This is a genomic window from Sphingobacterium sp. InxBP1, assembly GCF_026191775.1.
Classification (GTDB): domain Bacteria; phylum Bacteroidota; class Bacteroidia; order Sphingobacteriales; family Sphingobacteriaceae; genus Sphingobacterium; species Sphingobacterium thalpophilum.
Window position 1 is genome coordinate 382235 of the sequence record NZ_JAINDX010000044.1, and the last position, 24942, is coordinate 407176.

The 24942-nt window shown below is 44.5% G+C and carries 22 protein-coding genes; 7 read left to right on the plus strand and 15 right to left on the minus strand.

The window, feature by feature from the left end:
- Positions 1-139: 139 nt before the first annotated feature.
- Together K7A41_RS12380 and K7A41_RS12385 are read right to left on the minus strand one after the other, a co-directional pair.
- Positions 140-2479, minus strand: a complete 2340-nt coding sequence (locus tag K7A41_RS12380; RefSeq protein WP_265713919.1) for a TonB-dependent receptor — start codon at positions 2477-2479, stop codon at positions 140-142.
- A gap of 197 nt (positions 2480-2676) precedes the next feature.
- Positions 2677-3588: an Rpn family recombination-promoting nuclease/putative transposase gene (locus K7A41_RS12385; protein WP_265713920.1), complete on the minus strand. Its 912-nt coding sequence runs from the start codon at positions 3586-3588 to the stop codon at positions 2677-2679.
- 224 nt (positions 3589-3812) lie between these two features.
- Between K7A41_RS12385 and K7A41_RS12390 the strand changes: the two genes are divergently transcribed.
- A complete protein-coding gene (locus K7A41_RS12390; protein ID WP_265713921.1) occupies positions 3813-6179 on the plus strand; it encodes a GAF domain-containing protein in 2367 nt (788 codons plus the stop codon).
- A gap of 182 nt (positions 6180-6361) precedes the next feature.
- Here the strand turns inward: K7A41_RS12390 and K7A41_RS12395 are convergent, their stop codons facing one another.
- Positions 6362-8989: a hypothetical protein gene (locus tag K7A41_RS12395; RefSeq protein ID WP_265713923.1), complete on the minus strand. Its 2628-nt coding sequence runs from the start codon at positions 8987-8989 to the stop codon at positions 6362-6364.
- Positions 8990-8997: 8 nt separating this feature from the next.
- Positions 8998-9843 carry a GLPGLI family protein gene (locus tag K7A41_RS12400; protein ID WP_265713924.1) on the minus strand — a complete coding sequence of 282 codons (846 nt, stop codon included), beginning with the start codon at positions 9841-9843 and terminating at the stop codon, positions 8998-9000.
- Positions 9844-10023: 180 nt separating this feature from the next.
- Between K7A41_RS12400 and K7A41_RS12405 the strand changes: the two genes are divergently transcribed.
- From K7A41_RS12405 to K7A41_RS12420, 4 genes are all read left to right on the plus strand, one after another.
- A complete protein-coding gene (locus K7A41_RS12405) occupies positions 10024-11595 on the plus strand; it encodes a sensor histidine kinase (RefSeq protein WP_265713925.1) in 1572 nt (523 codons plus the stop codon).
- A gap of 18 nt (positions 11596-11613) precedes the next feature.
- The gene (locus K7A41_RS12410; RefSeq protein WP_265713926.1) at positions 11614-12309 is read left to right on the plus strand and encodes a response regulator transcription factor; all 696 of its coding nucleotides are present in this window, start codon (positions 11614-11616) and stop codon (positions 12307-12309) included.
- A gap of 108 nt (positions 12310-12417) precedes the next feature.
- On the plus strand, positions 12418-12630 hold the full coding sequence (locus K7A41_RS12415) for a hypothetical protein (protein ID WP_265713927.1): 213 nt from the start codon (positions 12418-12420) through the stop codon (positions 12628-12630).
- 27 nt (positions 12631-12657) lie between these two features.
- A complete protein-coding gene (locus tag K7A41_RS12420) occupies positions 12658-13617 on the plus strand; it encodes an NADP-dependent oxidoreductase (RefSeq protein WP_265713928.1) in 960 nt (319 codons plus the stop codon).
- Positions 13618-13734: 117 nt separating this feature from the next.
- On the opposite strand, the gene K7A41_RS12425 is transcribed toward K7A41_RS12420, so the two are convergent.
- Positions 13735-14085 (minus strand): winged helix-turn-helix transcriptional regulator, encoded by a 351-nt coding sequence (locus K7A41_RS12425; protein WP_265713929.1) that lies wholly within the window; start codon positions 14083-14085, stop codon positions 13735-13737.
- A gap of 176 nt (positions 14086-14261) precedes the next feature.
- On the opposite strand from K7A41_RS12425, the gene K7A41_RS12430 reads away from it, so the two are divergent.
- The gene (locus K7A41_RS12430) at positions 14262-14843 is read left to right on the plus strand and encodes a TetR/AcrR family transcriptional regulator (RefSeq protein WP_265713930.1); all 582 of its coding nucleotides are present in this window, start codon (positions 14262-14264) and stop codon (positions 14841-14843) included.
- Between the two features lie 55 nt (positions 14844-14898).
- Here K7A41_RS12430 and K7A41_RS12435 read toward each other — a convergent pair whose 3' ends face one another.
- From K7A41_RS12435 to K7A41_RS12445, 3 genes are all read right to left on the minus strand, one after another.
- Positions 14899-15348, minus strand: a complete 450-nt coding sequence (locus K7A41_RS12435; protein WP_265713931.1) for a nuclear transport factor 2 family protein — start codon at positions 15346-15348, stop codon at positions 14899-14901.
- A 9-nt stretch (positions 15349-15357) separates the two neighbouring features.
- Positions 15358-16104, minus strand: a complete 747-nt coding sequence (locus tag K7A41_RS12440) for an SDR family NAD(P)-dependent oxidoreductase (protein ID WP_265713932.1) — start codon at positions 16102-16104, stop codon at positions 15358-15360.
- A 275-nt stretch (positions 16105-16379) separates the two neighbouring features.
- Complete coding sequence (locus K7A41_RS12445; RefSeq protein WP_265713933.1) at positions 16380-17126, minus strand: SDR family oxidoreductase; 747 nt, start codon at positions 17124-17126, stop codon at positions 16380-16382.
- Between the two features lie 41 nt (positions 17127-17167).
- On the opposite strand from K7A41_RS12445, the gene K7A41_RS23760 reads away from it, so the two are divergent.
- Complete coding sequence (locus tag K7A41_RS23760; RefSeq protein WP_416221950.1) at positions 17168-17425, plus strand: winged helix-turn-helix transcriptional regulator; 258 nt, start codon at positions 17168-17170, stop codon at positions 17423-17425.
- A 194-nt stretch (positions 17426-17619) separates the two neighbouring features.
- Here K7A41_RS23760 and K7A41_RS12450 read toward each other — a convergent pair whose 3' ends face one another.
- The 7 genes from K7A41_RS12450 to K7A41_RS12480 all read right to left on the minus strand — a co-directional run bounded on the left by K7A41_RS12450 (position 17620) and on the right by K7A41_RS12480 (position 24833).
- Positions 17620-18423, minus strand: coding sequence for a helix-turn-helix domain-containing protein (locus K7A41_RS12450; protein ID WP_265713934.1), 804 nt, complete (start codon positions 18421-18423; stop codon positions 17620-17622).
- 29 nt (positions 18424-18452) lie between these two features.
- Complete coding sequence (locus tag K7A41_RS12455; protein WP_265713935.1) at positions 18453-19427, minus strand: SDR family oxidoreductase; 975 nt, start codon at positions 19425-19427, stop codon at positions 18453-18455.
- Positions 19428-19458: 31 nt separating this feature from the next.
- Positions 19459-20373 (minus strand): oxidoreductase, encoded by a 915-nt coding sequence (locus tag K7A41_RS12460; RefSeq protein WP_265713936.1) that lies wholly within the window; start codon positions 20371-20373, stop codon positions 19459-19461.
- A 235-nt stretch (positions 20374-20608) separates the two neighbouring features.
- Positions 20609-21052: a carboxymuconolactone decarboxylase family protein gene (locus tag K7A41_RS12465; protein WP_265713937.1), complete on the minus strand. Its 444-nt coding sequence runs from the start codon at positions 21050-21052 to the stop codon at positions 20609-20611.
- Between the two features lie 437 nt (positions 21053-21489).
- Entirely contained in the window at positions 21490-22425 is a 936-nt protein-coding gene (locus tag K7A41_RS12470) for an NADP-dependent oxidoreductase (RefSeq protein WP_265713938.1), read from the minus strand.
- 518 nt (positions 22426-22943) lie between these two features.
- Positions 22944-23834, minus strand: coding sequence for a helix-turn-helix domain-containing protein (locus K7A41_RS12475; protein WP_265713939.1), 891 nt, complete (start codon positions 23832-23834; stop codon positions 22944-22946).
- Between the two features lie 126 nt (positions 23835-23960).
- Positions 23961-24833: an SDR family NAD(P)-dependent oxidoreductase gene (locus K7A41_RS12480; RefSeq protein WP_265713940.1), complete on the minus strand. Its 873-nt coding sequence runs from the start codon at positions 24831-24833 to the stop codon at positions 23961-23963.
- Positions 24834-24942 lie beyond the last annotated feature (109 nt).

Below are 24942 nucleotides of genomic sequence, written 5' to 3' on the forward strand. Positions count from 1 at the left end.
CTTATTTACGCAAACGTTGCCGGTAGCCCCGTTCCGTAGCCCCATGTGGAGGCTATAAAAGAAAAGCTGCCCCAACATCCAGGGTGCGGGGCAGCTTTCAGTATTTCATCCGTTGGGAAAACTTAGATGTTAGGGAAGCTTAGAGATCAAACTGTATCCCCAGGTTTGCCATGGTGCCCGTACCCTTGATGTAATAGCGGCCTTCGTTGGTAGCGCCACGTACTTCGGCATGCACAGGGTAATAATCGGCGTTGAACAGGTTGTTGACCGAAAAGGAGAACGTGAATTTCTGATACCTGTACCGTGTCTGAAAATCCACCAGATTGTACCCTGATATCGGGTACTTTCCATAGTTGTAAGCCTCCACAGGAAACACATCCCTTCCGCCGAGATGCAGGTACTGTAAATATATATTCCATTGGTCGGTGAGTTTGACATCCACGTTCAGATTGATTTTGAACGGTGAAATGATCGAGTTGTCCAGTTTATCTTTGTAGGAACCCTCATTTTTCAGGTCCTGGCGGCCATCCATATAGCCCAGTACAGTGCCGAGGGACAGCCATTGCAGGGGTCTTACATTTCCGACAAACTCCAGACCGTAGATACGCTGAGGCACCTGGCTCAGTTCGTAGACGCCGGGCTTGGAAGTTTCGGCAAAAGTCGTCCCTTTCTTGGACGTACTGTAATAACCGGTCAGCTGATAGTCCCATATGGACAGTTTACCATTGAGGCCCAGTTCGAAGTTGTTGACCACGACCGGCTTGGGGTCGAGCTGGCTCAGCGGAACCCCATTGCGCAGGATCAGGCCGACGTCGCCTATAGAATAGCCCTGTGAGAAGGAGGCAAAAGGCTGGGCGTAGCTGTATTTGTTGTACCGTGTCGCCAGGTTGAATACAAAAGCGTCTGAGTTATTTTTCTCCCCCGGCGTCAGCTTTCCGTTTTTGGTCAGATCACCGACTTTAAAGCGGATATTCTCGTAGCGGACCCCACCTTTCAGAATCCAGTCGGCAGCCAGATTCAACTTACCCTGCAGGTAGAGGGCCAGATTATTCATATTCATATCCGGCGTGACCAGTTCGTCTTTCAGTGTCTTCTGCACGGTATGATCCTTCAGCAGGTCTACCCCATAAATCAGCGACAGTGTGGAGGAGCCGCTCAGTTGAAAAGGCGTATTGAAATTGAGCCGTGCACCTTTATGGTCCGAATAATTCTGGTTATACGTTTCGAAGACCGTATTCATATCCTCGTAGTACAGGCTCAGGTTTGCGGCGGTCTTGCCATATTGGCCGTCATACTTGAGGTGAAGTGCTTTGTTGTACGGCGTTCCGCCGTTGATAACAGTATCTGAAGGAATGCCAATGGCCGGCGATTCACCAAATTTACCGGTGGTACCCACATATTTGCTGTCCTGCAGGCTACGATAATAGTTGCCCATAAACTCGACACGATGATCGGGAGCAATCTGATAGCCTATTTTAGCCAGGGCATTGTAGGACTTTGTTTCACCGAGCCCGTAAAACGGGCTGACTACCGCTGCATCGGCACTCCGCACTACGCCAGAGCGGCCGATTTTGCCCTGCACGACGTAGTCCCATTTATTGACTTCACCCGAGAAGAGCTGAGCGATATTATAGCCATAGGTTTCGTCCGGTTTGACAAGGCTCAACGAATTGTTGAGGTAAGTGGATGAGCTTAGTTTCTTCCCTTTTTGCGGTTTTTTGGTAATATAGTTGATCACACCGCCCGCTGCCCCGTTGCCATACATTGCCGTGGCACCATTGATCACCTCGATGTGGTCTATGGCACTGGCGTCTATCGTCCTTAGGTCACGGCCACCATTGCGCAGTGGCGTGGACTGCGGGATCCCATCGATCAATACCAGAAAGTTGCGTCCCCGGATTTTGGCGATAAAGTTATTCTGGCTTTCCTCACTGGGCGATATACTCGGCACTTTCTGCATCAAGATCGATGGCAGGTTATCATTGATCTGCCGCTGCTGATCCAGCGTCTTACCGCCAATATAGGTAATGGACGATGGCACCTCGTCGATATGTTCTGCCAGTCTGCTTGCCGTGACCACAACCTCATCCAGACTATGCTCGGCAGCTGTCAGTGTAATGGTCTCGAGCAGGTGCTGTTCCTCCAGCAGTTCAAGATCGAGCGAGACATTTGCGAAGCCCACTGAGCTCAACGTAAGGCGGTATTTCCCATAATTGATATCCGATAACCGGAAAAAACCATTTTTATCCGACTTGGTACTCTTTGCTCCGTGCAGCTGTACATGCACGTTGGCTAAGGGGGCGCCCTGGGCATCCACCACCTGACCGGTTATCACACCCTTTTGCTGGGCCTTGTCGATAGACAGGTGAAATGGTCTATTGCCGGTCACTAGCCCGCCTGCTGCTGATGCGGGTAAGGAAATGGAACAACATAATAAAGCGGCAGTTATTTTAGCGATGCTGTTTGGATTAGCTTTCATTGCTTGTCGAGGTCTGGTAGACAGTTATGGTGTCAGTTTTAAATTCAAAATAATAACGGGGCCAAAGATATTATTATTTTGAATAAATCTAAATACAAGTCAATAAAAAAACATCTGGCCGTGGCTATTTATGGCTAAAAATAGAAAGCGGCTGAATTTTTACTTTCAGCCGCTTCTTATGTTATACGAAAACTTTGTTATTTCAACTTCTCGATTTCTTCAACAGTAAGCCCTGTGCCCTTAGCAATGTCTTCTAACGGCAATCCCATTTTTTTAAATTCCAAAGCAATCGCAATCGCTTCTTCACGCTTACCTTCAATCCTACCCTCTATTTTACCTTCTTTTTTTGCTTTGTCCAATAAATACTCGTTGGTGCCCATAACAATGTTCCTCCCAGATTTTGTCTTTAGTTCCTGTTCAAATATAGTTAAATTAACCTGATCTTCAAAACGCACATAGTACATCAGGAAGTCATAAATTCCTTTACGTGTCTTTCTGTCCATGTCCCTGTTTATCATTTCATTATATAGATCGTGTTTAATATCTTTTAATTGATCGTCGCTTAGCTTCTTGTTTAATATGGCCAACAATGCAGTAAGCACTACTACTGCAAAAGGATTTTGATTTGCCCGCAACTCAGATTCATCTTGATCCAGAATTTTGTAACAATTGAAAGTGTAGCTCATCTGTGTCCCCATAAATTCCTGTACATAGAGGGATGGTCTATAATTGCAATTGTCATCTGCCAGGATAGCAATTGCTGTAATGGGGACTTGATATTTGTCAAATATTTTGTAAAAATATCGGAACATGCGTTCGGCGAGATCTCCCTTCCCCTTTCGGGACTGTACCTCGATGTGGCATAGTACAAATTTTTCACGTCCGTCTTTCAGATAAACCTTCACCAGCTTATCCACAAACCGGACCCCTTTGCCATTTGGCTCGGGCGGGAATAAACTCTCGAACTCTTTGTCGAGATAATCAAACCGTTTGGTTAGATCGAAGATTTCATCAGCTCCAACAAAGAAAAAACGAAGGAAATGTATGAAAGTATGTTCTAAAATAGATTTCCACAATAAGTCATCTGTTCGATGTATCAATTTTGCCATTACTTGGTTATAATCAGTTCATGTTCAAATATAAGAAAAATTAATACAAAATACTAATATTTTTAGTATAAGTAAGTGTGTTGATGTGTACTGCAATATCGGTGAGGGCCGACGCTTATATTAAACCTAATGTCATTTGTTAAAAAGTAGCTGTTCAATAGCCAATAAATTCCTATTTTTGTACGGCTTCCAATAACAATCTAATTTAGTCAGTAACACGCATTATGCAATTTAACTTCTCATTCGATTCCAGTCCCTTCAAGACACTGATTTCCTTTCACAGGATCATGAAGTCATTTGAGGAGACAGCACTATCCGAAGTGGATTTTCAGGCCAGCTATGCGCGGTCGCTGCTGGCGGAAATCAAGAAATATCCCGAGCTGATCAATGGGATCGAAAAGACGGAAGATCTGCACCGCTACGAACCCATCATTAAGGTTCTGGTCGCCGATTTATTTCCGCACTCACTGACGAAAAACGAGATAAAAGCCATCACCATCCCGTTTCATCTGTATACCTTCAATCATACCGAACGGCTGGAAAAAATTCTGGAAGATGCCGGAGATCATTACCAGTTTAGTTTCAGGGATCTCTCCGCAGACTACTATTACATTCTGAACTGCTGTGTGATCATAAGCCATTACTATGGATTTAAGGTTGATGCGATGGAAGCGCCCCTGTTTCTGGATATCCCGGACAAGAACAACATCATGCATCATTACCGTGTCTTGTTCAACGCCGATTTTCTGGATATCGTCCCGACCGAGCGCGCCGTGGAACTGTCGGAAGAAGACATTATTGAGCTCATCGACAACTTTTCGGATATCAGCCTTTGGAAGTCCAAATTTCCGGAGCAGAGCTGGATCCTGAAGGGCTTTTCCATCATGACCCTCTTCGATGCGACGATTGAAAATGCCGTATCGACCTTCAAGAGCAATTTGCTCCGCGAAGAGAGCACGATCCAGATGGACGAAATTGAAGCGATATTCAGATCAATTTACAAAATCGACGACCTGCGGATCGGGCTCACCTCCTTCGAGAAAGTCAGGGAAGAGTTTAATCTGAGACTCGTTGAAAAACAGCTATACAGCCACCTGCTGTACAATTCGACGATTGCAGAATGTGAAGAGATGCTCTGCAATGACACGTTGGAGAACATGCTGACCAAACAGGAGATGCTGGTGGTGCCGGATATCGATAAGATGCCCCTCGCAGATCCAAAGCAGGCCTGCTTTATCCGCAAGCTCAAGCAGCAGAATGTGAAGAGTTTTATCTTTGTACCCCTGGTTCAGGATGACAAGGTGCTGGGCCTGCTGGAAATGTCCTCTTCCAGAGTGCGCGAACTCAATTCGGTGAACGCCAATAAGCTCAACTTTATCCTGCCTTTTATCAAGGACAAGGTGTCCAAAGCATTTTTCGAAACAGAAAACAAGATCGAAGCGATCATACAGAAGGAATATACCTCGATTCACCCCAGTGTCAAATGGAGGTTTCAGGAGGAAGCCATCCACTACCTCAACGACAAGGCCTTTGGAAAAGACTATACGCTCCAGGAAATCGTGTTTGAGAACGTATATCCCCTGTATGGGCAGATCGATGTGCAGGGTTCGTCAGAATCCAGAAATCAGGCCATCAAGCAGGATCTGATCCAACAGACCAGCGATCTGATCGCAGTATTTACACAGATCAACCAGGTCCACAAGCTACCCCTGTTTGAACAGAAAGTCTTTGACCTCGAACGGCATCTGGAGAACCTTCAGCAGTCGCTGTCGACCGATACGGAGCAGGTCATGCTGGATTATTTTCATGCCGATATCCATCCCATACTCGAAAACTTTAGAAAGAACAATAAAGACAGCCTGATCACCAACGCGATCAACAGCTATTTTGACCGGATAAATGCCGCTATCGGTGGTTTTTACGAAGCGAGACAGGACTACGACAACTCGATCACGCTGATCAACAAAAAGCTGGTGACCATTCTTGACGAGAAACAGCACGAAGCACAGGAGTATTTCCCCCATTATTACGAGCGTTTTAAAACAGATGGCATCGAGCACAATATGTATATCGGCGCATCGATCGCTCCGGACCGCAATTTTGATGTCTACTATCTAAAAAATCTGCGCTTGTGGCAGCTGCAGGTGATGTGTGAGATGGAAGAACAGTTCAGAAAGCTCCAGCCTGAGCTGCCGCACCAGCTGGAGGTGACCTCCCTGATCCTTGTTTTCGGCAATCCGATTTCCATCCGTTTTAAAATGGATGAAAAACAGTTTGATATCGACGGATCTTACAACGTCCGCTATGAGATCGCGAAAAAACGTATCGACAAAGCCAAGATAAAAGGTTCGGCCGAGCGCATCACGCAGAAGGGAAAACTGGTCATCGTCTATTCTCATCTGCATGAAGAAGCGGAATATATGGGTTATATCAACCTGCTGCAGCACAAGGGATTATTTGAAGGTGAGATCGAGAAGTTTGAGGTAGAAGATCTACAGGGACTCATCGGACTTAAAGCACTCCGCGTGCAATTTAAGTTCCCGCTGGCCAGCCAGCAGCCGGATCAGCAGGCCCGCATACAGAACGTATAGAATCAAGTGGAAGCCCTTAAAAAAACGGAGGCCGGGCACCGCGATACCCGACCATTCCGTCAATCAGCAGAAACGAAATTCTGTCGATTATGAACAAACCAAAGCCGTGTTCGTTTGCAATAATTAAGCTTTCTTGCTGGCCTGCGTTTGCCCTTCATCCCGGTGATGCTCCGGTAAAAACATCAAAACAAGAAGCTATATTTTAACACGGACTGGAAGCCCCGCAATGGAATGGCCTGGCGGTTTTCCAGATTTGCACTGATACTATAGCTCGAGTACAGTCTCTTATTGAGGATATTGTTCACATTCAGCTCGAGGCTATGTTTACTTTTGAGGGGCTGGTAGCGGATTGAGGCGTCCAGGAAGCCGTTGGCAAACGGATCAAGTGCGCTGCTTCGGTAACTTCCATAATTCCATGCACCTTTTACAAATAAATAGGTACCCACCATATACAGTACGCTCAGGCTATGTGTTTGTGAGGTAAACTCGCTGGACTGTTGCTCGTGCTGACCTTTCAGTTTATTCAGCAGCCTGCTATAAGCGTACTGATAGGACAATGTCGTATGCGAGATGCCCTTGTATTCGAGCCTCGGGCTTACGTTCAGCGCCATGCTTGTTGCAGACACCAATTGCTCATTCAACAATTGCTGGTATTTGTTTTGATTGATCCCCCCGTTAAAGCCCAGAAAAACACCTTCTTTCAAAAAGGATTTGGAAATACCCAGCGTCAAGGCATTACTGCTGGTATGATTGGCCTGAGGGATCAATTTGCTGATGATTCCCTGTGGTGCCACTTCCTGTCCCAGCAGATAATCGGTTTTCGTTTTCAGATGCGAGGCCGTTACGTTGACATACAATAAGCTGATCGGCCGCTCCAGAGCATAGCGCAAGATATAAGACTGACTTGAAGTGAAATACAGTGGTGCATCGAAACTTTTGATTTCCCTAAAATTACTCAGTATCGGGTTTGGGTAGAGCTGGTCCAGATCCGAATTTTCCCGGTTGAAACGTAGCGTCAGCAGGAAATTGTCCCGGTTTGGTAAGAAAGCCTGCAGGGAAACAGCTGGTGTAAACAGCAATTTTTTGGTCAAGCTTGTTCCGTCCGCTTGGCGGTCCTCCATATTCCATCTATTCGCGGTCAGCGGGAAGTTTCCGGAAAATATAAAATCTTTATTTTTCCAGTCCAGCTTTATGCCCGCAGAAGCCTGAGCTTGTCTCCACAGCAAATCATTATCCGGAAAATTTTCATGCGCGTATACACTCCCATCTTTGACCAGGTTCAATACCGAGCCCAGCTCTTTGCTGAGGTAACGCAGGCCCGCGAAGTATGTCCGCTTCAAGCTCGACCTGTTGCGTGTGTAAGCGACCTGAATATTGCCGTTGGTCTGCGGCAGTGTAATGGACTGGCGGACGGCATCGTAAGGCTGCGATTGATTCAGGTAGTCAGCCATCACACCGGGCAGCACTTCCAGCCGGTCCCGATGCCATTTGCGCGCCACATCGAGGTTGAAAGTCAGCAGATCCTTGTTCTTTAGCTGCGGCGTGTATTCCATGGATTCTGAGATAAAGCTCAGCCGGTCCCGGCCCCACTGATCATAGCGAGTGCTGTCGTCCAGCAGCCAGGTATGATGATTTTGGTTTTCGGCTTTATAGCTGAGGCTGTTTTTAAAATAAAACCTGTTATCGTTGCCCTCCAAAGTGAAGCCTGCGCGGCCAAAAAAGGGCTTTTTGGTCGTATGGTACGTATTGGTGTAAGTGACCTGATTGCCATCGGCCAGCAGGTATCTCTGCGTCCCATCGCTACTGCGCCGCTCACGGTCGGCCCATAGGTTGCCATTCAGACTGGCTGTCCAGCGCTCGGACGATTTATAAAATTGATTGACATTAAGTGCCAGAGACCGGTTGTCGTAGTATTTGTTCTTTGGCACAGAGGGCGTTGCAGCAGCGATCGGTTCGGTGAGGTTGAATGAACTGGTCGGTTCGACATCATTGTCGATGCCCTCACCGATTGAATTGTATTGCAGGGTATTCAGTGTCTTATATTTCTTTTTAAAGCTCATGGCATTCCCATTGACAAAAGCATCGGCCGGAGCTGCCAGTCCCAGTGTGGCTTCACCCGACCAGATCATTCTGGCGTCTTCATTGAGGACCAGGTTCAAAGCCACGTCTTCGGAATTGCTTACGCCCTGTTTCACCTTTTTATGCTCATGATTCTGTATGAGGTCCACGGACTTTACCGCCTTGGGCTGTATGGTCCTGGTGCCGACACCATAGCCATTCTGAAACACGTTGTCGCCGTCCACGTACATGCGGCTGACGGTCTTGCCATTATGTTTGATGACGCCGTTGTCGTCCACCTCTATACCGGGCATACGGCGCAGCACATCCCCGATGTTCCGATCTTCGGGCGAAGCAAAGTTATTCACCGCGTAGCGGGTGGTATCACCGGCACGGCACACAGCCAGCGGCTTGCTCTTGACCGTGACATCCGCGAGCTGAATGGACTTTCTGACCAGCTCAAAGTCCATTCTTTTGCCGATATCCTTATACTCCTTACGGATTTTTTCGTATGAAATATGGCTGACCTCGATCCACTGAACCTTTGCCCTATCTTCTTTGGTCAGATTGAACACATACTCCCCTTTGCTATTGCTCCGGACCGTCTGGAGGCTGCTTTTGGCATAGCCGATGACAATGGTGGCATAAGGTACGGCCTGTTTGCTGCTGCTGATGGTTCCCGCGATTTGCTCCTGGGCAAATAACACCGTGGGGCCCATGGCCAGACATAAGCTACATAAGAAACTTTTCATCCGGATCCTTAATTAATAGTACGTTCGACAGGGTTATTCAGCTGGAATTGCTGTTTGTCTTTCCCTTTCTCCTTCATCAGTGCCTCGGCCTGCTCCCGGGAGATTTCCCTGCCATCCTGGGTCTTGAATTTGACAACAGCGCCCGGAGGCAATTGAGCCATCATGGCGCCCAGTTTATTCGATTTGCTGTTTTCAAGTGCCTTCCGGTATTTGTCGTACGGGAGCTCGGGCAACTTATCGATGTCCATCAAGGTTATCCGGTCCATCACCTTGTCCAGTCCCGCATAGCGAAAGCGCACCTCATTGGTAGAATCTGCCGCTTCGAGAATCGCGCCCGGTAAGCCATGAAGCTTCCACGGTCCTACCGGAAATGGGATTTCTTCCGTAAACCAGGCCACATAGTTGCGGCCGCCGAATTGGCCGGTGGCCTTGTGGCAGGTATAGCCGCCGATATCCTTCTTTTCGTCGGTGATCGTCCAGTCGATTTTATAGCCTTTATTGGGCTGTACTTTATACAGGCGGCCCAGCATGGCGACCAGACAGGGTGCCTCGCCAGCAGCAAAAGGCGTATAGAGATTGACCAGTGCATCAGATTGGTCAACGGCATCCATACTCATGTGGAAAGCGCCCTGTGGCTGGCTTTTTTCCATAGGTGCCATGGCGTAATAGGAATTCTCATCAGCGATGTACAGGTATACCGAACGCGTAATGGGTTCCGTTCTTTTACTGCTGTCGGCGATATGTTCAAAATCGTATTTGATAAACATATTCACCTGGTTGTGTTGCGCCAACAGCTGCTGGCCTAAGAGCAGCAGACCGATAATCACGGCCATCGAAAATTTTGTTGTGTTCATTTTTATTACTTTTAGGATGTCAATGCACCAAAAGTAGAATGGAACGGTAGGTCGCGCTCCAATGGCTTTGTTAATTACTGTTAATCGGAGCCCGAATTGTTAACTACTGTTAAGTAATGTTATGAACTGTTAGCAGATCCTTGTTTTTCGCAGATTTTAGCTAGCATTGTAGGATTAATTATGACTACACATCAAAAAACACGCGTTATTATCACCCTGTTGATTGCCAGCACGATCGCTGTGATCGTCATGCAGGCATTCTGGTTGTCCAATGCGTTCAGGATCAATCAGCAAAAGGAAAAGATGGTCGTCCAGAGCGCCGTCAAAGATGCCATAGATGTGGTGCGGCTCAAGACATATTTTGGTATAGATAGCTCACTGTCCAAAGAGCAGTCCTCTATCCTGCGTGCGATGGGTGGCATACTCGACCAGGTCTCCAACAACCAGCTAAAGGACGTACAGATCCACCGGGAGATCAAGACGGACTCCATAGATAAAAAAAGTGTGGCGGCACCTTCCAAAAAGATCGCCCATGAGTTTACCATGAATATTGCGGCGGGCGCGAAAAATGCGGAAAAAAAGCTGATTGATTCGATCATGAGAGCCGATCTGGCAGGCAAGCGGCCCAAGCACATCAAGTTCACGACCCGTCATTTGCCAGATACCCCTGTTCAGACTGTCCCGCAGAAGAAGCCATTCGCCAATTCTATCGTGAAGGTCTATTCCACTGAATCCACACAAAACGACGTGGATACGCTAGTCATTGGCCAGCTGCTGGACTCGCTGATCGGCAGCAATTTTGATGAATTACAACTGAAGAATCGCTTTAAGGTCTCTTTTTGCGCCATACAGGATAGCTTAAAAAAGCCATTGGACTCCGTCGGGCAGTACCTGCAGGTGCGGAGCGCCATCAGTCCCGCCTACCTGGCAGAGATTACGGTCGAACCAGACGTGCTGAATAGTTTAGAAGGCATGAAATGGTTGCTATTTGTGTCCCTGCTTATTTTGGGCATGCTTTTTTATACAGCACTTGCCCTGATCAATTCCTTCAACCGCGAGAAGCAGATGACCGAGATCAAGAATGATTTTATCTCGAATATGACCCATGAATTCAAGACCCCCATCGCAACGGCGAGCCTGGCGGTGGAGCTCATGAGCAAATTTGGGATCAAAGACAATCCCCAGAAGCTGGATGAATATCTGCAGATCTGCGGAGCCGAACTGAAGCGTGTATCATCCATGATCGAGACCGTACTTCGGCTGGCGCAGGACAATCCCTATATGCTGCAAAAAGAGCCCACAGATTTCAGGCAGATCCTCGATGATTTCCGCCGGCAGACACGGTCCAAACTCGAGGACGCGCAGGGCACATTGTCCCTGACGATTGCCAATGATTTTCCATTGGTCGATGTGGACAAGGCCCATCTGGAAAACATCCTGTACAATCTGCTCGACAATAGCCTGAAGTACAGCGATCAGGCCCCCGATATCCGCGTGGATGTCAGCCTGCAAAAAGAGTACCTGCGCCTCTCCTTTTCCGACAATGGTATCGGCATTCCCAAGGACTATGTTGACCGCGTATTTGATCAGTTCTTCCGTGTGCCCAAGGGCAACGTGCATGCGACAAAAGGATTTGGGCTGGGTTTATCGTACGTAAAAAAAATCGTGGAGCTACATGGCGGCACGATCCGGGTGGAGAGCCAGGTCGGCAAAGGGACCACGTTTATCCTGCATATTCCGGTTAAATCTTAATTGAATGTTATCGACTGTATGAATAAAATAAAAGTACTATTGGCTGAAGATGAACCCATGATGGGTAAACTGATCAAAGAAGCGCTGGAGCTCCGTGACTTTGAGGTCGTCTGGGCTGTGGACGGGCTCAAAGCCTATTCTTCGTATTGTGTCGCGCGGCCCGATATCTGTATATTTGATGTCATGATGCCTTACAAAGATGGCTTTACGCTGGCGCAGGAAGTACGTGGGCTCAGCAGTGAGGTGCCCATTATCTTTCTGACGGCCAAGTCCGCCATTCAGGACCTGGCGACCGGCTTCGAAGCCGGAGCCAATGACTACATCAAAAAACCGTTCAGTATGGAAGAGCTGATCATCCGGATGCGCGCCCTGCTGAACAGACAGTCCCTGACGAAACCATCAGGTACACGCGATGGCGAATATACCCTCGGCAAATTCCGGTTTAGCTTCAAAAACCTTCATCTGAGCCTCGGCGACCGGCAGCAGCTGCTTTCCTACAAAGAAGCCCAGCTGTTAAAATTGCTGATCGACCACCGCGATGCTGTACTCGACCGTAAGGTCGCCCTGGATTATGTCTGGGGAGATGACAGTTATTTTAATAGCCGTAGCATGGATGTTTTTATCAGTAAACTGCGCAAATTTCTGGAAGCAGATCCAGCCATTAAGATCGTTAATATTCGCGGTAAAGGTTTTAAGTTGGTTGTCCATACATAGACGCGCCTAGGTGAGTGTACAGGTCTTACCGGGAGACTGGTCCCAAAAAAGCTGGCAATCCTTGGTCATCAGGTGGTCATTGGCTCGCGTTCACATGGAGAGGATCTCATGACGGGAGAAGGTCTTTCCCAGGCGCTGGAAAATACAGAGATCGTAATCGATCTATCCAATTCCTCCGCTCCTGAAGAAGAAAATGCAATCCGCTTTTTTCAAACCGCGGGAAAAAATCTGGTAAAGGCGGAGCGTTTTACTGGCAAAGAACGTGCAGCGCTTAGTATCATTGATGATATTGGCAATAAATCGACAGTGCTATCTTCCTAATTTTGTATTAGTTTTTAATACAGAAAAATGAAAGCAGTTATTTTAAAAAAGCAGGGTGATGTTTCGCAATTGGAATTAAAAGATCTACCCGTTCCTAGTCCTGGTAAAGGTGAAGTATTGATAAAAGCAAAGGCTATAGGAATCAATCCTACAGATATTTATGCCAGGACAAATGTAGCATTGGATTATATATTTAACGGTGAATCACCTAAAATACTGGGCTGGGATGTTGCGGGTGATATTGTGGAGCTGGGTGAAGGTGTATCAGACTTTGAAGTAGGAAACGCAGTTTTTGGTCTGCTCAATTTCCCGACTTCCAGCAGCCCGGGACATGCCAAAGGGTATGCAGAATATGTAGTTGCCCGTATCAGGGATATTGCGCTGAAACCGGAAAATATCTCTTATCAGCAAGCTGCCGCTGCGCCTCTTGCAGCTTTAACGACTTGGCAACCTCTAAATAAAGTCAAAATTAAACCCGGAGACCGAGTTCTGATCACAGCAGCAGGTGGCGGTGTCGGGCATCTGGCCATTCAGATTGCGAAGAGCTTCGGAGCATATGTTATTGCGATAGCCTCAGGTTCAAAAAAAGAGCTCCTTATGGAGCTTGGTGCAGATGAATTTATAGATTATCAGACAACAAATTTTCTGGATATCCTTCAGCCTGTGGATTATGTAATTGAGGCCTTGCGTGATGAACATATCGAGCAGACCATCAAGTTGCTAAAGCCGGGCGGAAACCTACTGAGTTTATGGAACCACATCGAGGGAACAAAATGGGAAGTTTTGGCAAAAGAAAAAAATGTCAACATTTTCTACAACGCAGTAATATCAAGTGGAACGGACATAAAAGCTTTGGCCCATTTAATGGGCAAGGGTATCCTTCGACCGCACGTTTCAAAAACATTTAAACTTGAAGAAATGGCGCTAGCTCATCAGGAAATGGAGACAAACCATACAACCGGTAAGATTGTTGTTAGTTTGCAGTAGGTTTGCAGCATGATAACTTTTGGCAGATATACTGCTTGATTGCCCGGTAACAAAAAATCTTATCAGAATTGATAAGATTTTTTGTTTAAAAGCCAGAAGATAAACTTATTGAAAGCGCTAGATACTTTCAATAATTAATTTACGGTGCCTTTTTCCCCACTCGATCATCTGGTTTATCAGTAAGGCGTATTCTTTGGAATATTCAGTAAATTCGTATTCGATGATGACAGGACTTTCAGAATACGCTCTTCTTGTAATAATCTTATTATCCAGAAGCTCTTTTAAACTCCTGGATAGCATTCTTGTAGTAATCCCCGGAATACTGCGTTGAATATCCTTAAAATGCTTATTGCCATTGCAGATTGAAAACAGAATAGGTAACTTCCACTTCCCTCCGATCACATATATGGTGTCCTGCAGGGCCCGCGTATTTTCTGCGGTCAAAGGAATGACATTAATATCTTTCATATTTTTTTATTAAAATTATTAAAATATTTTCAACGATCAGGCAGTCAACTCGTTGATTTTTTTTGCTCTTAATTTTAAATCTTAGGTGGTTCCTCCCGTGATACTGCCAGGCTAACAGTAAATAATAAAACCTTAAATTTGTCTATCAAGCGGTGTGCATTACAGTTTTTATTACGATGGGCAGAAAAAAAAATTTTATTGAAGAAGATATACTGGACAGATCGATTGTTCTTTTTCAGCAGCTGGGTTATCATGCAACCTCACCTGAAGAACTCGTCAACCACCTTAAGATCAGCCGCTCAAGCCTGTATGCAACATTTGGTGACAAACGCGGTCTTTTAATAAGGGCTCTCCATCGTTATTCAAAATTAACCACTGACGCCCTTGAGCAGATCAGGCGCAATGCCAAAAACCCGAGGGAGGGTATCAGCAAGATCTTCGATCTGGCTGTCAAAGGATGCTACCAACCCGGAATGCCCAATGGATGTTTCCTTGTTAACTCCATCATTGAGTTCGGCCCGCACGATGAGCAGGCCCTCCAGATCATCCGGCAAAGCTACAACGACAGCAGGGATGCAATATTACATTTCCTGGAAATGCTCAAGAACTCCTCTCCTTCGCACAGCAATCTCGATATAGAAACTGTCACCGACTCTTTGGTAAACACTATGTCAGGAATAGTCGTATCCACCAAAGCGGGGATGGATGAAGAGGCCTGCCGCAAAATGATCGGACACACACTTTCCATTTTAAAATGATAAAAAACCGGGTTCCATTTCAGAAACCCGGTTCCCCTTATTAATTGATAGTAGTCTAAACCAAAATATCCAATATGGTTCTTATAAGCTGAAGTCTGGTGATCTTCCACCCTTGTTCTGTTTTAAGCAATTCTAGATGGTAATGACCAAAACCATGCAGCTTTTTGTAGGGAATCTCTTCCCGCTTAGCAAAGTTGATCAGATCTTCCATTGCCCATATCGCTGTGGCACGGTGTTCGGACAACAGTTCAATTTCTGGGCTATGCACATGATGGACAGAGCGGCCACCTTCCAGCACAGGTGCGGTGACATTCACCATTTCTTCGGGACTGTTAAACTCAAAAAGCCGCTCGCCTTTTTCTCCTTCGAAGAGCATATGGGCATTTTTGTCAAATAATTCTTTAAAGGAATCCCACTGTTTTGTATCGACAAACCTGGTGTAGCGGGCCATTACGTTTTTGATCTCGACAATTGCAGTGAGATCTTCATGACTTAAATTTTTCATAGCCATACGTTATGCGCTGATACCGCCGTCAATTACGATACTGCTACCGGTAATATAGGAAGATTCAGGTCCGGCAAGGAAGTTTGCAAGTGCAGCAATTTCCTCCACCTTTCCAAGACGCTTAAGCGGAATAGCATTTGTATAAGCCTGACGGATCTCCTCGTCTTTTGGCATCATATCCGTATCAGTGGCGCCGGGCAGAATTGCATTCACTGTAATATTTCTTGAGCCGAGATCCCATGCAAGCCCTCTGCTGTATGCCGAAACCGCAGCTTTGGTCGCAACGTAATCAGCCATGCCGGGGCCTCCAATTCTATTTCCACCAACGGAGCCTATGTTGATGATTCTTCCGCCATCGGGCATAAATTTAATAACTGTTCTAACCGCTTCAGCTACGGCGCGGATATTCACGTCTATCATCTTATTGTAGCCTTCAACCTGAAGGGACGCTTGGTCGATTGTTCCCGGAATGGCAACAGCGGCATTATTTACAAGGATATCAATCTTTCCGAATTTGGCATTAGCCTGATCCAGTGCATTTTCTAAACGTCCTGCTTCTGAGGCATCAGCATGGATGGCAAGCGCTTTTACCCCCTGTGCTTCTATTTCCGCTACCATCTTTTCAGCTTTTTCTGCTGAGTTGGCGTAGGTGAATACGACATTGGCTCCTTCGGAAGCAAAACGTCTGACAATTGCTTCTCCCATTCCTCTTGTACCGCCTGTGATAAAAGCGGTCTTATTTTCTAGTGTTTTCATTTGTTTTAAAGTATATTTCAATTACTGGAATTTTAGTTCCAAAATTAATCATTAAAAGGATCACTTTTTAAGTTGGTATCATCAATGATATTTAAACCAGCGGGCTTCCTTAATATTATTGGCGTCGGCGAAATTGCTGAAATCTCTTAAAATTCAAATATTTTCGTAAACAATTTGTTCCATAGCAATATCATCAAAAAGAACGCTCCAGTTAATGGAACCTCTAATAGAAAAGAAGATTGGGGGGAGAGGAATCGCAGTGTGGGATTTTGAAATTATAAAACCATTCCACCATCAATAAGGATTTCCGTTCCGGTCATGAAACTTGCCACATTGTTATCTGACAGATAAATAACAGCTTTGGCAACATCTTCCGCAGTTCCCATTTTTTGTAAGGGGATTCCGCTGATTAACCATTCATCAAGACCTTCCAATGTTTTTTCGTCCAATCCTGCTTTGGTCATAATCTCCGTTTTTGTAGGCCCCGGACTGACCAAATTTACTCTGATTTTTCTTGGTGCCAATTCTGCGGCAGCGGTTTTTGCAATGGAATTCAATGCTGCTTTGCTTGCCTGGTAAATCGAACTATTGGGTTTAGAGGTGGTCGCGACGTTGGATGAAAGGAACACCACTGAAGCACCATCGTTCAACAGGGGAATAAATTTGCTCAAGGTAAAATAAGCTCCTCTGAAATTAATACCCATTACATTGTCAAAATTCTCGGCATTCATATTTTCGATCGGACCTAAAGTTCCCGTGATTCCGGCATTGATAAACAGGATGTCAACTTTTCCGAATTGCTTTTCAACTTCGGTTTTGAAATGATCAATGTCATCCAATTTTCCCTGATCCGCCACAAAAGATATGGCCCCTAACTCTTCAGCAGCCTTTTCAATGGCTTCTCTTCGTCTTCCGGTGATAATTACTTGTGCTCCTTCTGCGATTAACTCTTTTGCGGTTGCATATCCTATTCCGCTGTTTCCACCTGTTACGATGGCTAATTTGTTATTCAACTTTTTCATTTCTTTGATTTTTTTTACAAAGTTATAAGGGAAATGCTGTCATTAACTCGCTTTGCAACGGCAACCGACGTTTTCGCGAAATTGAAAGAAGTATCCCCGGGATTACGACAAGAATGCTTTCAAAAGAACTGAAAGATATGGAGTTAAATAAGTTGGTTAAACGAACTGTTTATCCCGATACTCCTGTTTTAATTGAATATGAACCCACTGCATATTGCAGGACTTTCGGGAATATTATTTCGGAAATGATTATTTGGGGTAGAGAACATCGAAAAATGATTGTGGAAGATAAGGTTTAGCCGCGGAGGGTAGTACATATGAAATGCTTAGAGAGTTCTTAAAGGAAATAGGTCATGTACTTATGTAATCTGATGGTTTCCTTAAAGCTTATTCCAGCTTCAAGAACGACATTATACATGAAATGCCCGGGATAGGTTTTTTAGTTTAATCTCACTGTCAACTGGATTTTTAGTTGAACTTTTGCCAATTGTTATTAAATCCGATTTGAAACGGGCTTTGCTATCTCATTTGGCGTCTTTCCGAATTCTTTCTTGAACGCATAGGAAAAATGCGACAGATCTTCAAAACCTACTTCGAGATAGACATCACTTGGTTTTTTGGATTGCTCGGCGATTTGAAAATAAGCTTCCTGCAGTCTTTTTTTCTTGAGCCAGATGCCCGGGGTCGTTCCGAATAAGCGTTGAAAATCCCGCTTGAAAGTCGATAGGCTCCTCCCTGTAAAAAATGCAAATTTTTCCAGGCTGATGTTAAACCTGAAATTTTTGTTCATGTATTCCTTTAAATTAATCCGATCAGGCGACGAGAAATTGAACAGTATGTGAATCAGGTCAGGATTCGATTTCAATAGAATAATCAGCAATTCCTCCCTCTTGACGTCAACAAAATCCGCATTGATCTCCAGATCACCGGTATAATAGGGTTCCAGGGATATTATAAAATTCTTGATGAGCTTGTTTTCCGGTATAAAAATAAAGGAGTCACCGATGGTTGATGGCTGGATTTCATACACATGTCGTTCAAGAAATCGCTTCAGGAATGCCTCATCCAGGGTGATAATGATTTTTTCAAACGCATCATTGTCCTTGTATTTCGTATAACGTACCAAATGATTTTTCCGGGCGATACAATAGTCGCCCGGTGTCATTGTGTAGTTTTTTTCGCCGTCGTAAGCCGTCATATCGCCCTTCAATAAGTATAGAAAATAGTTTTCCGGTATATAGTTTTCCGGAGAGATGTCCGGGCCAAGGTGGCAGGATTGGATGTTGTTTACTTTCATGGTTTACCAAATATACTGTTCCCTAGCGATTAATCCTGTACCTGACTAAATTTTAAACTGTCCACGCTTGCAAGTATCGCTTGTTCTTTCACACGGGGATGCCAGTCTAGCATTTCTGTCGCTTTTTTGTTAGACATTTGCGTATACTCTTCGACTGGAGTGGGCTGCATGGAAGCAATTTTTCCGGCCAGTTCGGGACGTTCTTTTTTGATCAGTTCGGCTACGTCATAAAAAGACATTGCCCCTTCCGATGTTGCGAGAAATCGCTGTCCGGCAGCTTTGGGATGTAGCATCGCCTTGATATGGATATCAACGACATCGCGTACGTCCACCACACCGAAGGTGAAGGGCGCATTTTCCGTGATCAGCCCATCAATAATTCCCTTGACGACCGTATCCAGTGAAGCTGAGGAAATTCCGCCGAGCATAGGGCCAAAAATTCCGACGGGATTGATGACCGTTAACTCCATAGCTGTGGCCGCATCCTCCATAAATTGCCATGCAGCCTTTTCTGCTATTGTTTTTGATTTTATATAAGCCTGTATCGGTGCGTTTTCATCCGTCCAGTCAAGTTCTGTAAAAACATGATTTCTGGGATCGGTGCTATAACCGATCGCAGCAAAAGAGGATGTGAGCACGACACGCTTAACTCCTGCTTTTTTCGCCGCTCTCAACGCTCTCAACGTACCTTCTCTTGCAGGGATAATCAGCTCATTTTCATCTTTAGGCTGCTCGGCGACAAATGGCGAGGCCACATGCAGGACATAGTCACATCCCTGCGCCGCTTCATCCCAACCGTTGTCGGAAAGCAGATCGGCCTCATAAAAAGACAGCTGATCAAACGTGCTGATGCCTCCTGCTGTAAGGGCATCTAGAATCTCGTTTTTTCGGGCGAGCGTGCGCAGTGTTGTTCTTACGGTAAATCCCCGCTCAAGTAGTGCAAGAATAGTATTAACGCCTAAAAATCCGGTACCACCGGTTACTAAAACTGTTTGATTGTTCATTTCGGATCAATTATTTGAATTCGTAGGTCAATTATTGGAATTTGTAGATCAATTGTATGGCGTTTTCCGCATAATCCCAGAGCCTTTTGGCAAGCGCTTCATCGTTCATCGCTGCGGTATGATGGTTTGATAGGGCCGGATATCCCGCGTATTCTTTCGGACCGTCCGGGCCATAGAATTTACCGCCTTCGACAGATGGATCTGTCGCAGCAAACAGGCTGGACAGGGCACCCTGCCATGGCTCCATCACCTGATCAAATGCGGCAAACATTCCTTCCAGATTTTCACCCGGGATATTCCGCTGCAGATCGGTTCGCGTGACGCCGGGATGCGCCGCCACAGAAATGGCTGACATACGGGCATTTTTGAATCTCCTGTCCAGCTCATAGGTAAACAATATATCTGCCAGCTTGCTCACCGCATATTCACGCCATTCATCATAGCTCTTTTCCAGTCTGAGGTTGTCAAAATCTATGCTATCCACCAACGTAGCCGCCCCACTGGATAGAGTCACTACCCGGGCATTGGCTGTCTGCTTAATGAGCGGCAGCAAATATCCTGTCAGCGCAAAGTGCCCCATAAAGTTTACGCCGAACTGCAATTCAAATCCGTCATCCGTTTTAGCGGCCGGGGGAACCATTACGCCGGCATTATTGATGAGCATATCCAGTTTTGTATGCTTTCGCATAAAGTGATCTGCAAACTGCCGAATCTGGCCGATGTTTGCAAGGTCGAGCATTCCATAGTCCAATGTTCCCATCCCAGCCGTTTCGGACTGGATTTTTTGAATCGCATCTTTTCCTTTCTGGAAATCCCGTGCGGCAATGGTCACATGTGCGCCTGCTGCATACAATGCCTTTGCTGTTTCGAATCCGATACCAGTATTTGATCCGGTAACGATTGCTATTTTCCCCGATAAATCAGGAATGTTATTTTTTGTCCACATAACCCTTTGTTTTTATTCTTCTACAAAATTCGTGGAATAGCTGTTACGCCGTTTTGTTGTGAAGTTCAAATTTTCTTTGTTGTGGAGTTCACTTTTCCCATTTACGCTATCGTTTTCAATCAAAAATTTTTTAAAGCAGTGCATTGACACCAGCTTTTAATTTAAAAAGTGTCGAATAAAGGGATCTAAAGAAATACTTCTGTGTTATCGCTACAGACCCCTGTATTCCTGATCTTTAATCTTCAATTTCCAGATGAGTACTCAAAGCAATGCGGTTCCAGCCATTGATGGTGACGATGAGCATGATGATCTGAGCGATCTGGCTTTCGGAGAAAATTTGGGATGCCTTGCTGTAGGTTTCTTCACTTAATCCATGTTGGTGGATAAGGGTTATTTCCTCTGTCATAGCCAGTATGACCTGCTCTTCCTCGGTGAAAAATTTGGCAGCCTCCCTCCAGGCACTCAACAAAAAGATACGCTCCGGTTTTTCACCATTTTTAATGGCATCCTTGGTGTGCATGCTGATACAGTAAGCACAGCTGTTGATCTGTGATGCACGGATTTTGACGAGCTCTTTTAGCGTTTGTGAGATATCAATTTTTGAAAGATAACCTTCCAATCCTAACATTGCTTTGAATGCCTGTGGTTCCGTTGTGCTGATGTTGATACGTTTTTCCATGTTTCTTATTTTTTAATTTGATACTACAAATTTGGAAAATGGAGAGCCGGAAAAACTTAAACGGGTTTAAGAAAAATTCTTTTTGCGGATTTCGCTGAGATACTCCGGTGTAAAGCCTAGATAAGAAGCAACGTTAAACCTTGCCAACATTTGCATTTTACGATGTTTTTAAGAATCCCAACATCGAAAATGAACTGGTTAATTACCAAACACACCTATCGAATTATTTTTAAACTTTTCTTTATACATAAGAGCCTTTTGTAAAAAAGGCTCTTATTGTATCCCGCTAATAATACAACATCCAATAGACCCGATCTGTGCTTCCAGAGCGTCACCTGCAGATAGAAGGCCAGGCGTGGCGCTGCAACCGCGAAGAGCATATAAAAAGGATCCCAGGTACAATAAAGTAAAGTCCTGATTTTAATGCTGAAACAATTTTATAGAGTAATCACGATTTTACCAACCGTTCTCCCCGTTTCCTGTTCCAGATGCGCTGCTCTCATTTGCTCAAAGGGAAAAGATCTGGAAACATGAGGTTTTACGGCTCCACTTTCCAATAAATAAGCGATCTGTTTCATATCCTCTCCGCTGGACTGTACAAGAATAAAATAACCTTTCACACCTTTGGATTCTGCTTTTGAAGTTACATCTTCATTCAGACCTGTCGGAATACTGATGATGGAACCGCCTTCTTTGGTCACTTCGAGCGAATGGTCGATATTGTCCCCGCCAATTGTATCCAATACAAAATCAAAAGTTCTGCCTGCTGATTTCCAGTCGAAGACGTGATAATCGATATGTGAATCTGCACCTAAACTCAAGACAAAATCTTTATTTTTTGGGGAAGAAGTTCCCGTCACTTTCGCCCCTAAATATTTGGCAATCTGTACAGCGATATGTCCTACTCCACCAGAAGCTGCGTGGACCAAAACATTTTGCCCTTGCTGAATATTCGCATGGTGAACCAAAGCCTGATACGCAGTTAGCGCAACCAAAGTGGAAGCCGCGGCGTCTTCAAAAGAGATATTTTTGGGCTTTAGGGCTAATTGATGGGCCGGAGCTGCGACATATTCTGCATACGCTTTTCCGTGGCCTGGAAAATTGACCATTCCGAAAACTTCATCGCCAACTTTAAAAGCTGAACTTTTAGTTTCTTCTACTATTCCGGAAATATCCCAACCCAAAATCAATGGATTTTCTGTTTTAATTCTTCCGTAAACTCCTTTTCCGGCGCGGCTTTTTACATCTACCGGATTGATGCTGATGGCTTTTACTTGGATTAATACTTCGCCTTCGTTAATGGTTGGTTTTGCCAGTTCTACGTATGCTAAATTGTCTACATTTCCTGCTTCCTTTAATACAATTGCTTTCATAATATTGATATTTTTTAAATGTTATTTATTTGAATTACTTTAATTTAAATCTTGAAATGAGTTCAATTTCTTAACGGTTTCGCATTGATTTTCAGCTTATATATCACAACCGGAAATGTCACTTTACTTTTTCCGTTCTCAAACGCCGCCAAACGGTTCAGAGCGTCTGCCCAGAGTAGCCTTTTGTCTTTAATGATGAGACGGCTGCCATAAATGCTATCAATCCAATTATTGTCTTCATAACTTGCGTTGTTTTTGATATAGCAAAGTTATATTGCACTGCAGCGGATAAATAGTTCATTTTACGGAAAGAATAGCACAGATGTACGGAAATGTAAAATCCTCCAATAACGGAGGATAATCCAGGAAAGCTTGGCGCTTCTCTAAGCAAAAGTTGCTTGTTCGCCGCCAACGAAAAAGTCATCATATTGGTAATAATCCGGAGATCGGATCATTAAAAAAAGTCACAGGAAACTAACGAAGTTTCATTATGACTTTAACAAGCAGAATTGCAGTAATTAGTTCAGCTGTGATTTTCTGAATTCCAAAGGTCTCAGACCTGTCTGTTTCTTAAATAATTTTGTAAAATAAGAAGCATTCTCGAATCCTAAGTGATAGGCTATTTCCGCAACTCCCTTCTCTCCCAATCTCAATAGATTTTTAGCCTCTGAAATCAAAAATATATGAATGAGTTCCAAAGCAGTTTTCCCTGTTTCCTGTTTCAGTACGTCACTTAAATAACGTGGCGAAATAAACAGCTGGTCGGCAATATCGGTAACGCTTGGCAACCCGTTTTTTTCCAGACCTCTTTCATCAATATATTTTTTAAGGATATCATTGAATCTTGATGCTGTTTTTCCAATAACCTGTTCTCTGTCGATAAACTGTCTTTTGTAAAAGCGCTGTGCATATTTCAAAATCGATGATATATGACTCAAGATAATCTCACGGCTGTATTCATCGGGATTATTAAAATATTCGCCCTGAATTTTCGCGTGAAGCTCCAGAATAATCTGCTCTTCTTTTGGAGAAAGTTGCAGCGCTTCCGTTACATCGTAGTCAAAGAAGCCATAATTGTTAATGCTTTTAAAGAGCTCGTGACCGTTCAGATAATCTTCGTGAATCATCAACATATAGCCTTTTTCTTCAAATTCGAGGTCTTTCATTTCAATGATCTGCCGTGGTTTGGCAAAAAATAGACAGCCATTATCGTGGTCGTATTTTGTACGTCCGTACATAAACATCCCTGATTTTATTTTTTTGAAAGCGATGATGTAGCAATCTGTGGTAAATTCCCTATTTCCCAGCGGACAGGCCGCCTGACAGCCGATCATACTAAAGAGCGGATGCTCCGGAGCGTCCCAGCCATTTCCGGTGTGCAATTCTGTGAGGGTTTTATAATGTTTCATTTTATTTTTTTTTCGAATGTTCGACAATCTCTTTCTATTACAACTGATTCTCTGAAGTTAAGCTAAAAAAGCAAACCAGTACAACTGTAGAAAACAATTTCTTTGCGCGGATCATTCCTAATAAATCTAATGCCCATGTGCGGCAATGCTGACCTCTTTCCAATTTTGGATATCGTTCAATCTTTTGGTGTAAACCTCATTGACTACGTGATAAGCAATTTTACCGAATAATAATCTTTGTGGAGGATTTTGATTGTCAATAAGATTCAAAACTGGCACTACTGTCGATTCAGGTTTTCCCCAAGTATCAGGATTATCCCCTGTTTCCGCAAATGCTTCTCTTACTGGGTTGTAATCGGTAATATCCGAAGAAGTCTGAACCGCTGAAGCTCCTGCCCAATCCGTTGCAAATCCATTAGGTTCAATTAATGTGGTTTTGATTCCCAAATGTGCTGTTTCCGAACCAATCGTTTCAATTAGTCCTTCGACTGCAAACTTTGAAGCATTGTACAATCCTAAAAGCGGTAGCGTCGTTAATCCCAAAAAGCTGGAAATCTGAATAATATGCCCACTTCTTTGTTTTCTCATCACCGGTAAAATTGCTTGTGCTACCCAAAGTGAACCAAAAAAATTGGTTTCCATTTGGTCTCTCGCCTGCTGTTCTGTTGTTTCTTCCGTCGTTCCGAATAAACCAAAACCAGCATTATTAATCAAAACATCAATTCTTCCAAAGTGTTTTTCTACTTTCTCCACTACTTCAAAAACTTCTGTACGGTTGTTGACATCCAGTTTCACAGGAAGAATGCTGTCACCGTACTTCTCTTTTAAATCCTGCAACGCTTCAATATTTCTAGCGGAAGCAGCAACTTTATCGCCTCTTTTAAGTAAGGCCTCAGCCCATAATTTTCCAAATCCTTTGGAAGCTCCTGTTATAAAAATTATTTTGCTCATTGTTTTTTCTTTTTTTGTTAATCCAAAATTATCCTTATCCATACTCATACACTAACTCATTTCAGCTGAAGAATAGCACATAATTACGATATAGTTTTAGCTGTACACCTTAGTTAAAAAGAGAGCTCCTTCCATTTCTAAAAGAAGCTCTCACCAA

What these genes read in the sequence shown, in the direction of transcription:
- K7A41_RS12420 (WP_265713928.1), top strand. Translation starts at nt 12,658, where the DNA reads ATGAAAGCAGTTATTTTAAAAAAGCAGGGTGATGTTTCGCAATTGGAA.
- K7A41_RS12435 (WP_265713931.1), bottom strand. Translation starts at nt 15,348, where the DNA reads ATGAAAAATTTAAGTCATGAAGATCTCACTGCAATTGTCGAGATCAAA.
- K7A41_RS12445 (WP_265713933.1), bottom strand. Translation starts at nt 17,126, where the DNA reads ATGAAAAAGTTGAATAACAAATTAGCCATCGTAACAGGTGGAAACAGC.
- K7A41_RS12405 (WP_265713925.1), top strand. Translation starts at nt 10,024, where the DNA reads ATGACTACACATCAAAAAACACGCGTTATTATCACCCTGTTGATTGCC.
- K7A41_RS12395 (WP_265713923.1), bottom strand. Translation starts at nt 8,989, where the DNA reads ATGAAAAGTTTCTTATGTAGCTTATGTCTGGCCATGGGCCCCACGGTG.
- K7A41_RS12475 (WP_265713939.1), bottom strand. Translation starts at nt 23,834, where the DNA reads ATGAAACATTATAAAACCCTCACAGAATTGCACACCGGAAATGGCTGG.
- K7A41_RS12400 (WP_265713924.1), bottom strand. Translation starts at nt 9,843, where the DNA reads ATGAACACAACAAAATTTTCGATGGCCGTGATTATCGGTCTGCTGCTC.
- K7A41_RS12390 (WP_265713921.1), top strand. Translation starts at nt 3,813, where the DNA reads ATGCAATTTAACTTCTCATTCGATTCCAGTCCCTTCAAGACACTGATT.
- K7A41_RS12415 (WP_265713927.1), top strand. Translation starts at nt 12,418, where the DNA reads ATGACGGGAGAAGGTCTTTCCCAGGCGCTGGAAAATACAGAGATCGTA.
- K7A41_RS12440 (WP_265713932.1), bottom strand. Translation starts at nt 16,104, where the DNA reads ATGAAAACACTAGAAAATAAGACCGCTTTTATCACAGGCGGTACAAGA.
- K7A41_RS12460 (WP_265713936.1), bottom strand. Translation starts at nt 20,373, where the DNA reads ATGTGGACAAAAAATAACATTCCTGATTTATCGGGGAAAATAGCAATC.
- K7A41_RS12410 (WP_265713926.1), top strand. Translation starts at nt 11,614, where the DNA reads ATGAATAAAATAAAAGTACTATTGGCTGAAGATGAACCCATGATGGGT.
- K7A41_RS12430 (WP_265713930.1), top strand. Translation starts at nt 14,262, where the DNA reads ATGGGCAGAAAAAAAAATTTTATTGAAGAAGATATACTGGACAGATCG.
- K7A41_RS12450 (WP_265713934.1), bottom strand. Translation starts at nt 18,423, where the DNA reads ATGAAAGTAAACAACATCCAATCCTGCCACCTTGGCCCGGACATCTCT.
- K7A41_RS12455 (WP_265713935.1), bottom strand. Translation starts at nt 19,427, where the DNA reads ATGAACAATCAAACAGTTTTAGTAACCGGTGGTACCGGATTTTTAGGC.
- K7A41_RS12385 (WP_265713920.1), bottom strand. Translation starts at nt 3,588, where the DNA reads ATGGCAAAATTGATACATCGAACAGATGACTTATTGTGGAAATCTATT.
- K7A41_RS12480 (WP_265713940.1), bottom strand. Translation starts at nt 24,833, where the DNA reads ATGAGTATGGATAAGGATAATTTTGGATTAACAAAAAAAGAAAAAACA.
- K7A41_RS12380 (WP_265713919.1), bottom strand. Translation starts at nt 2,479, where the DNA reads ATGAAAGCTAATCCAAACAGCATCGCTAAAATAACTGCCGCTTTATTA.
- K7A41_RS12425 (WP_265713929.1), bottom strand. Translation starts at nt 14,085, where the DNA reads ATGAAAGATATTAATGTCATTCCTTTGACCGCAGAAAATACGCGGGCC.
- K7A41_RS12465 (WP_265713937.1), bottom strand. Translation starts at nt 21,052, where the DNA reads ATGGAAAAACGTATCAACATCAGCACAACGGAACCACAGGCATTCAAA.
- K7A41_RS12470 (WP_265713938.1), bottom strand. Translation starts at nt 22,425, where the DNA reads ATGAAAGCAATTGTATTAAAGGAAGCAGGAAATGTAGACAATTTAGCA.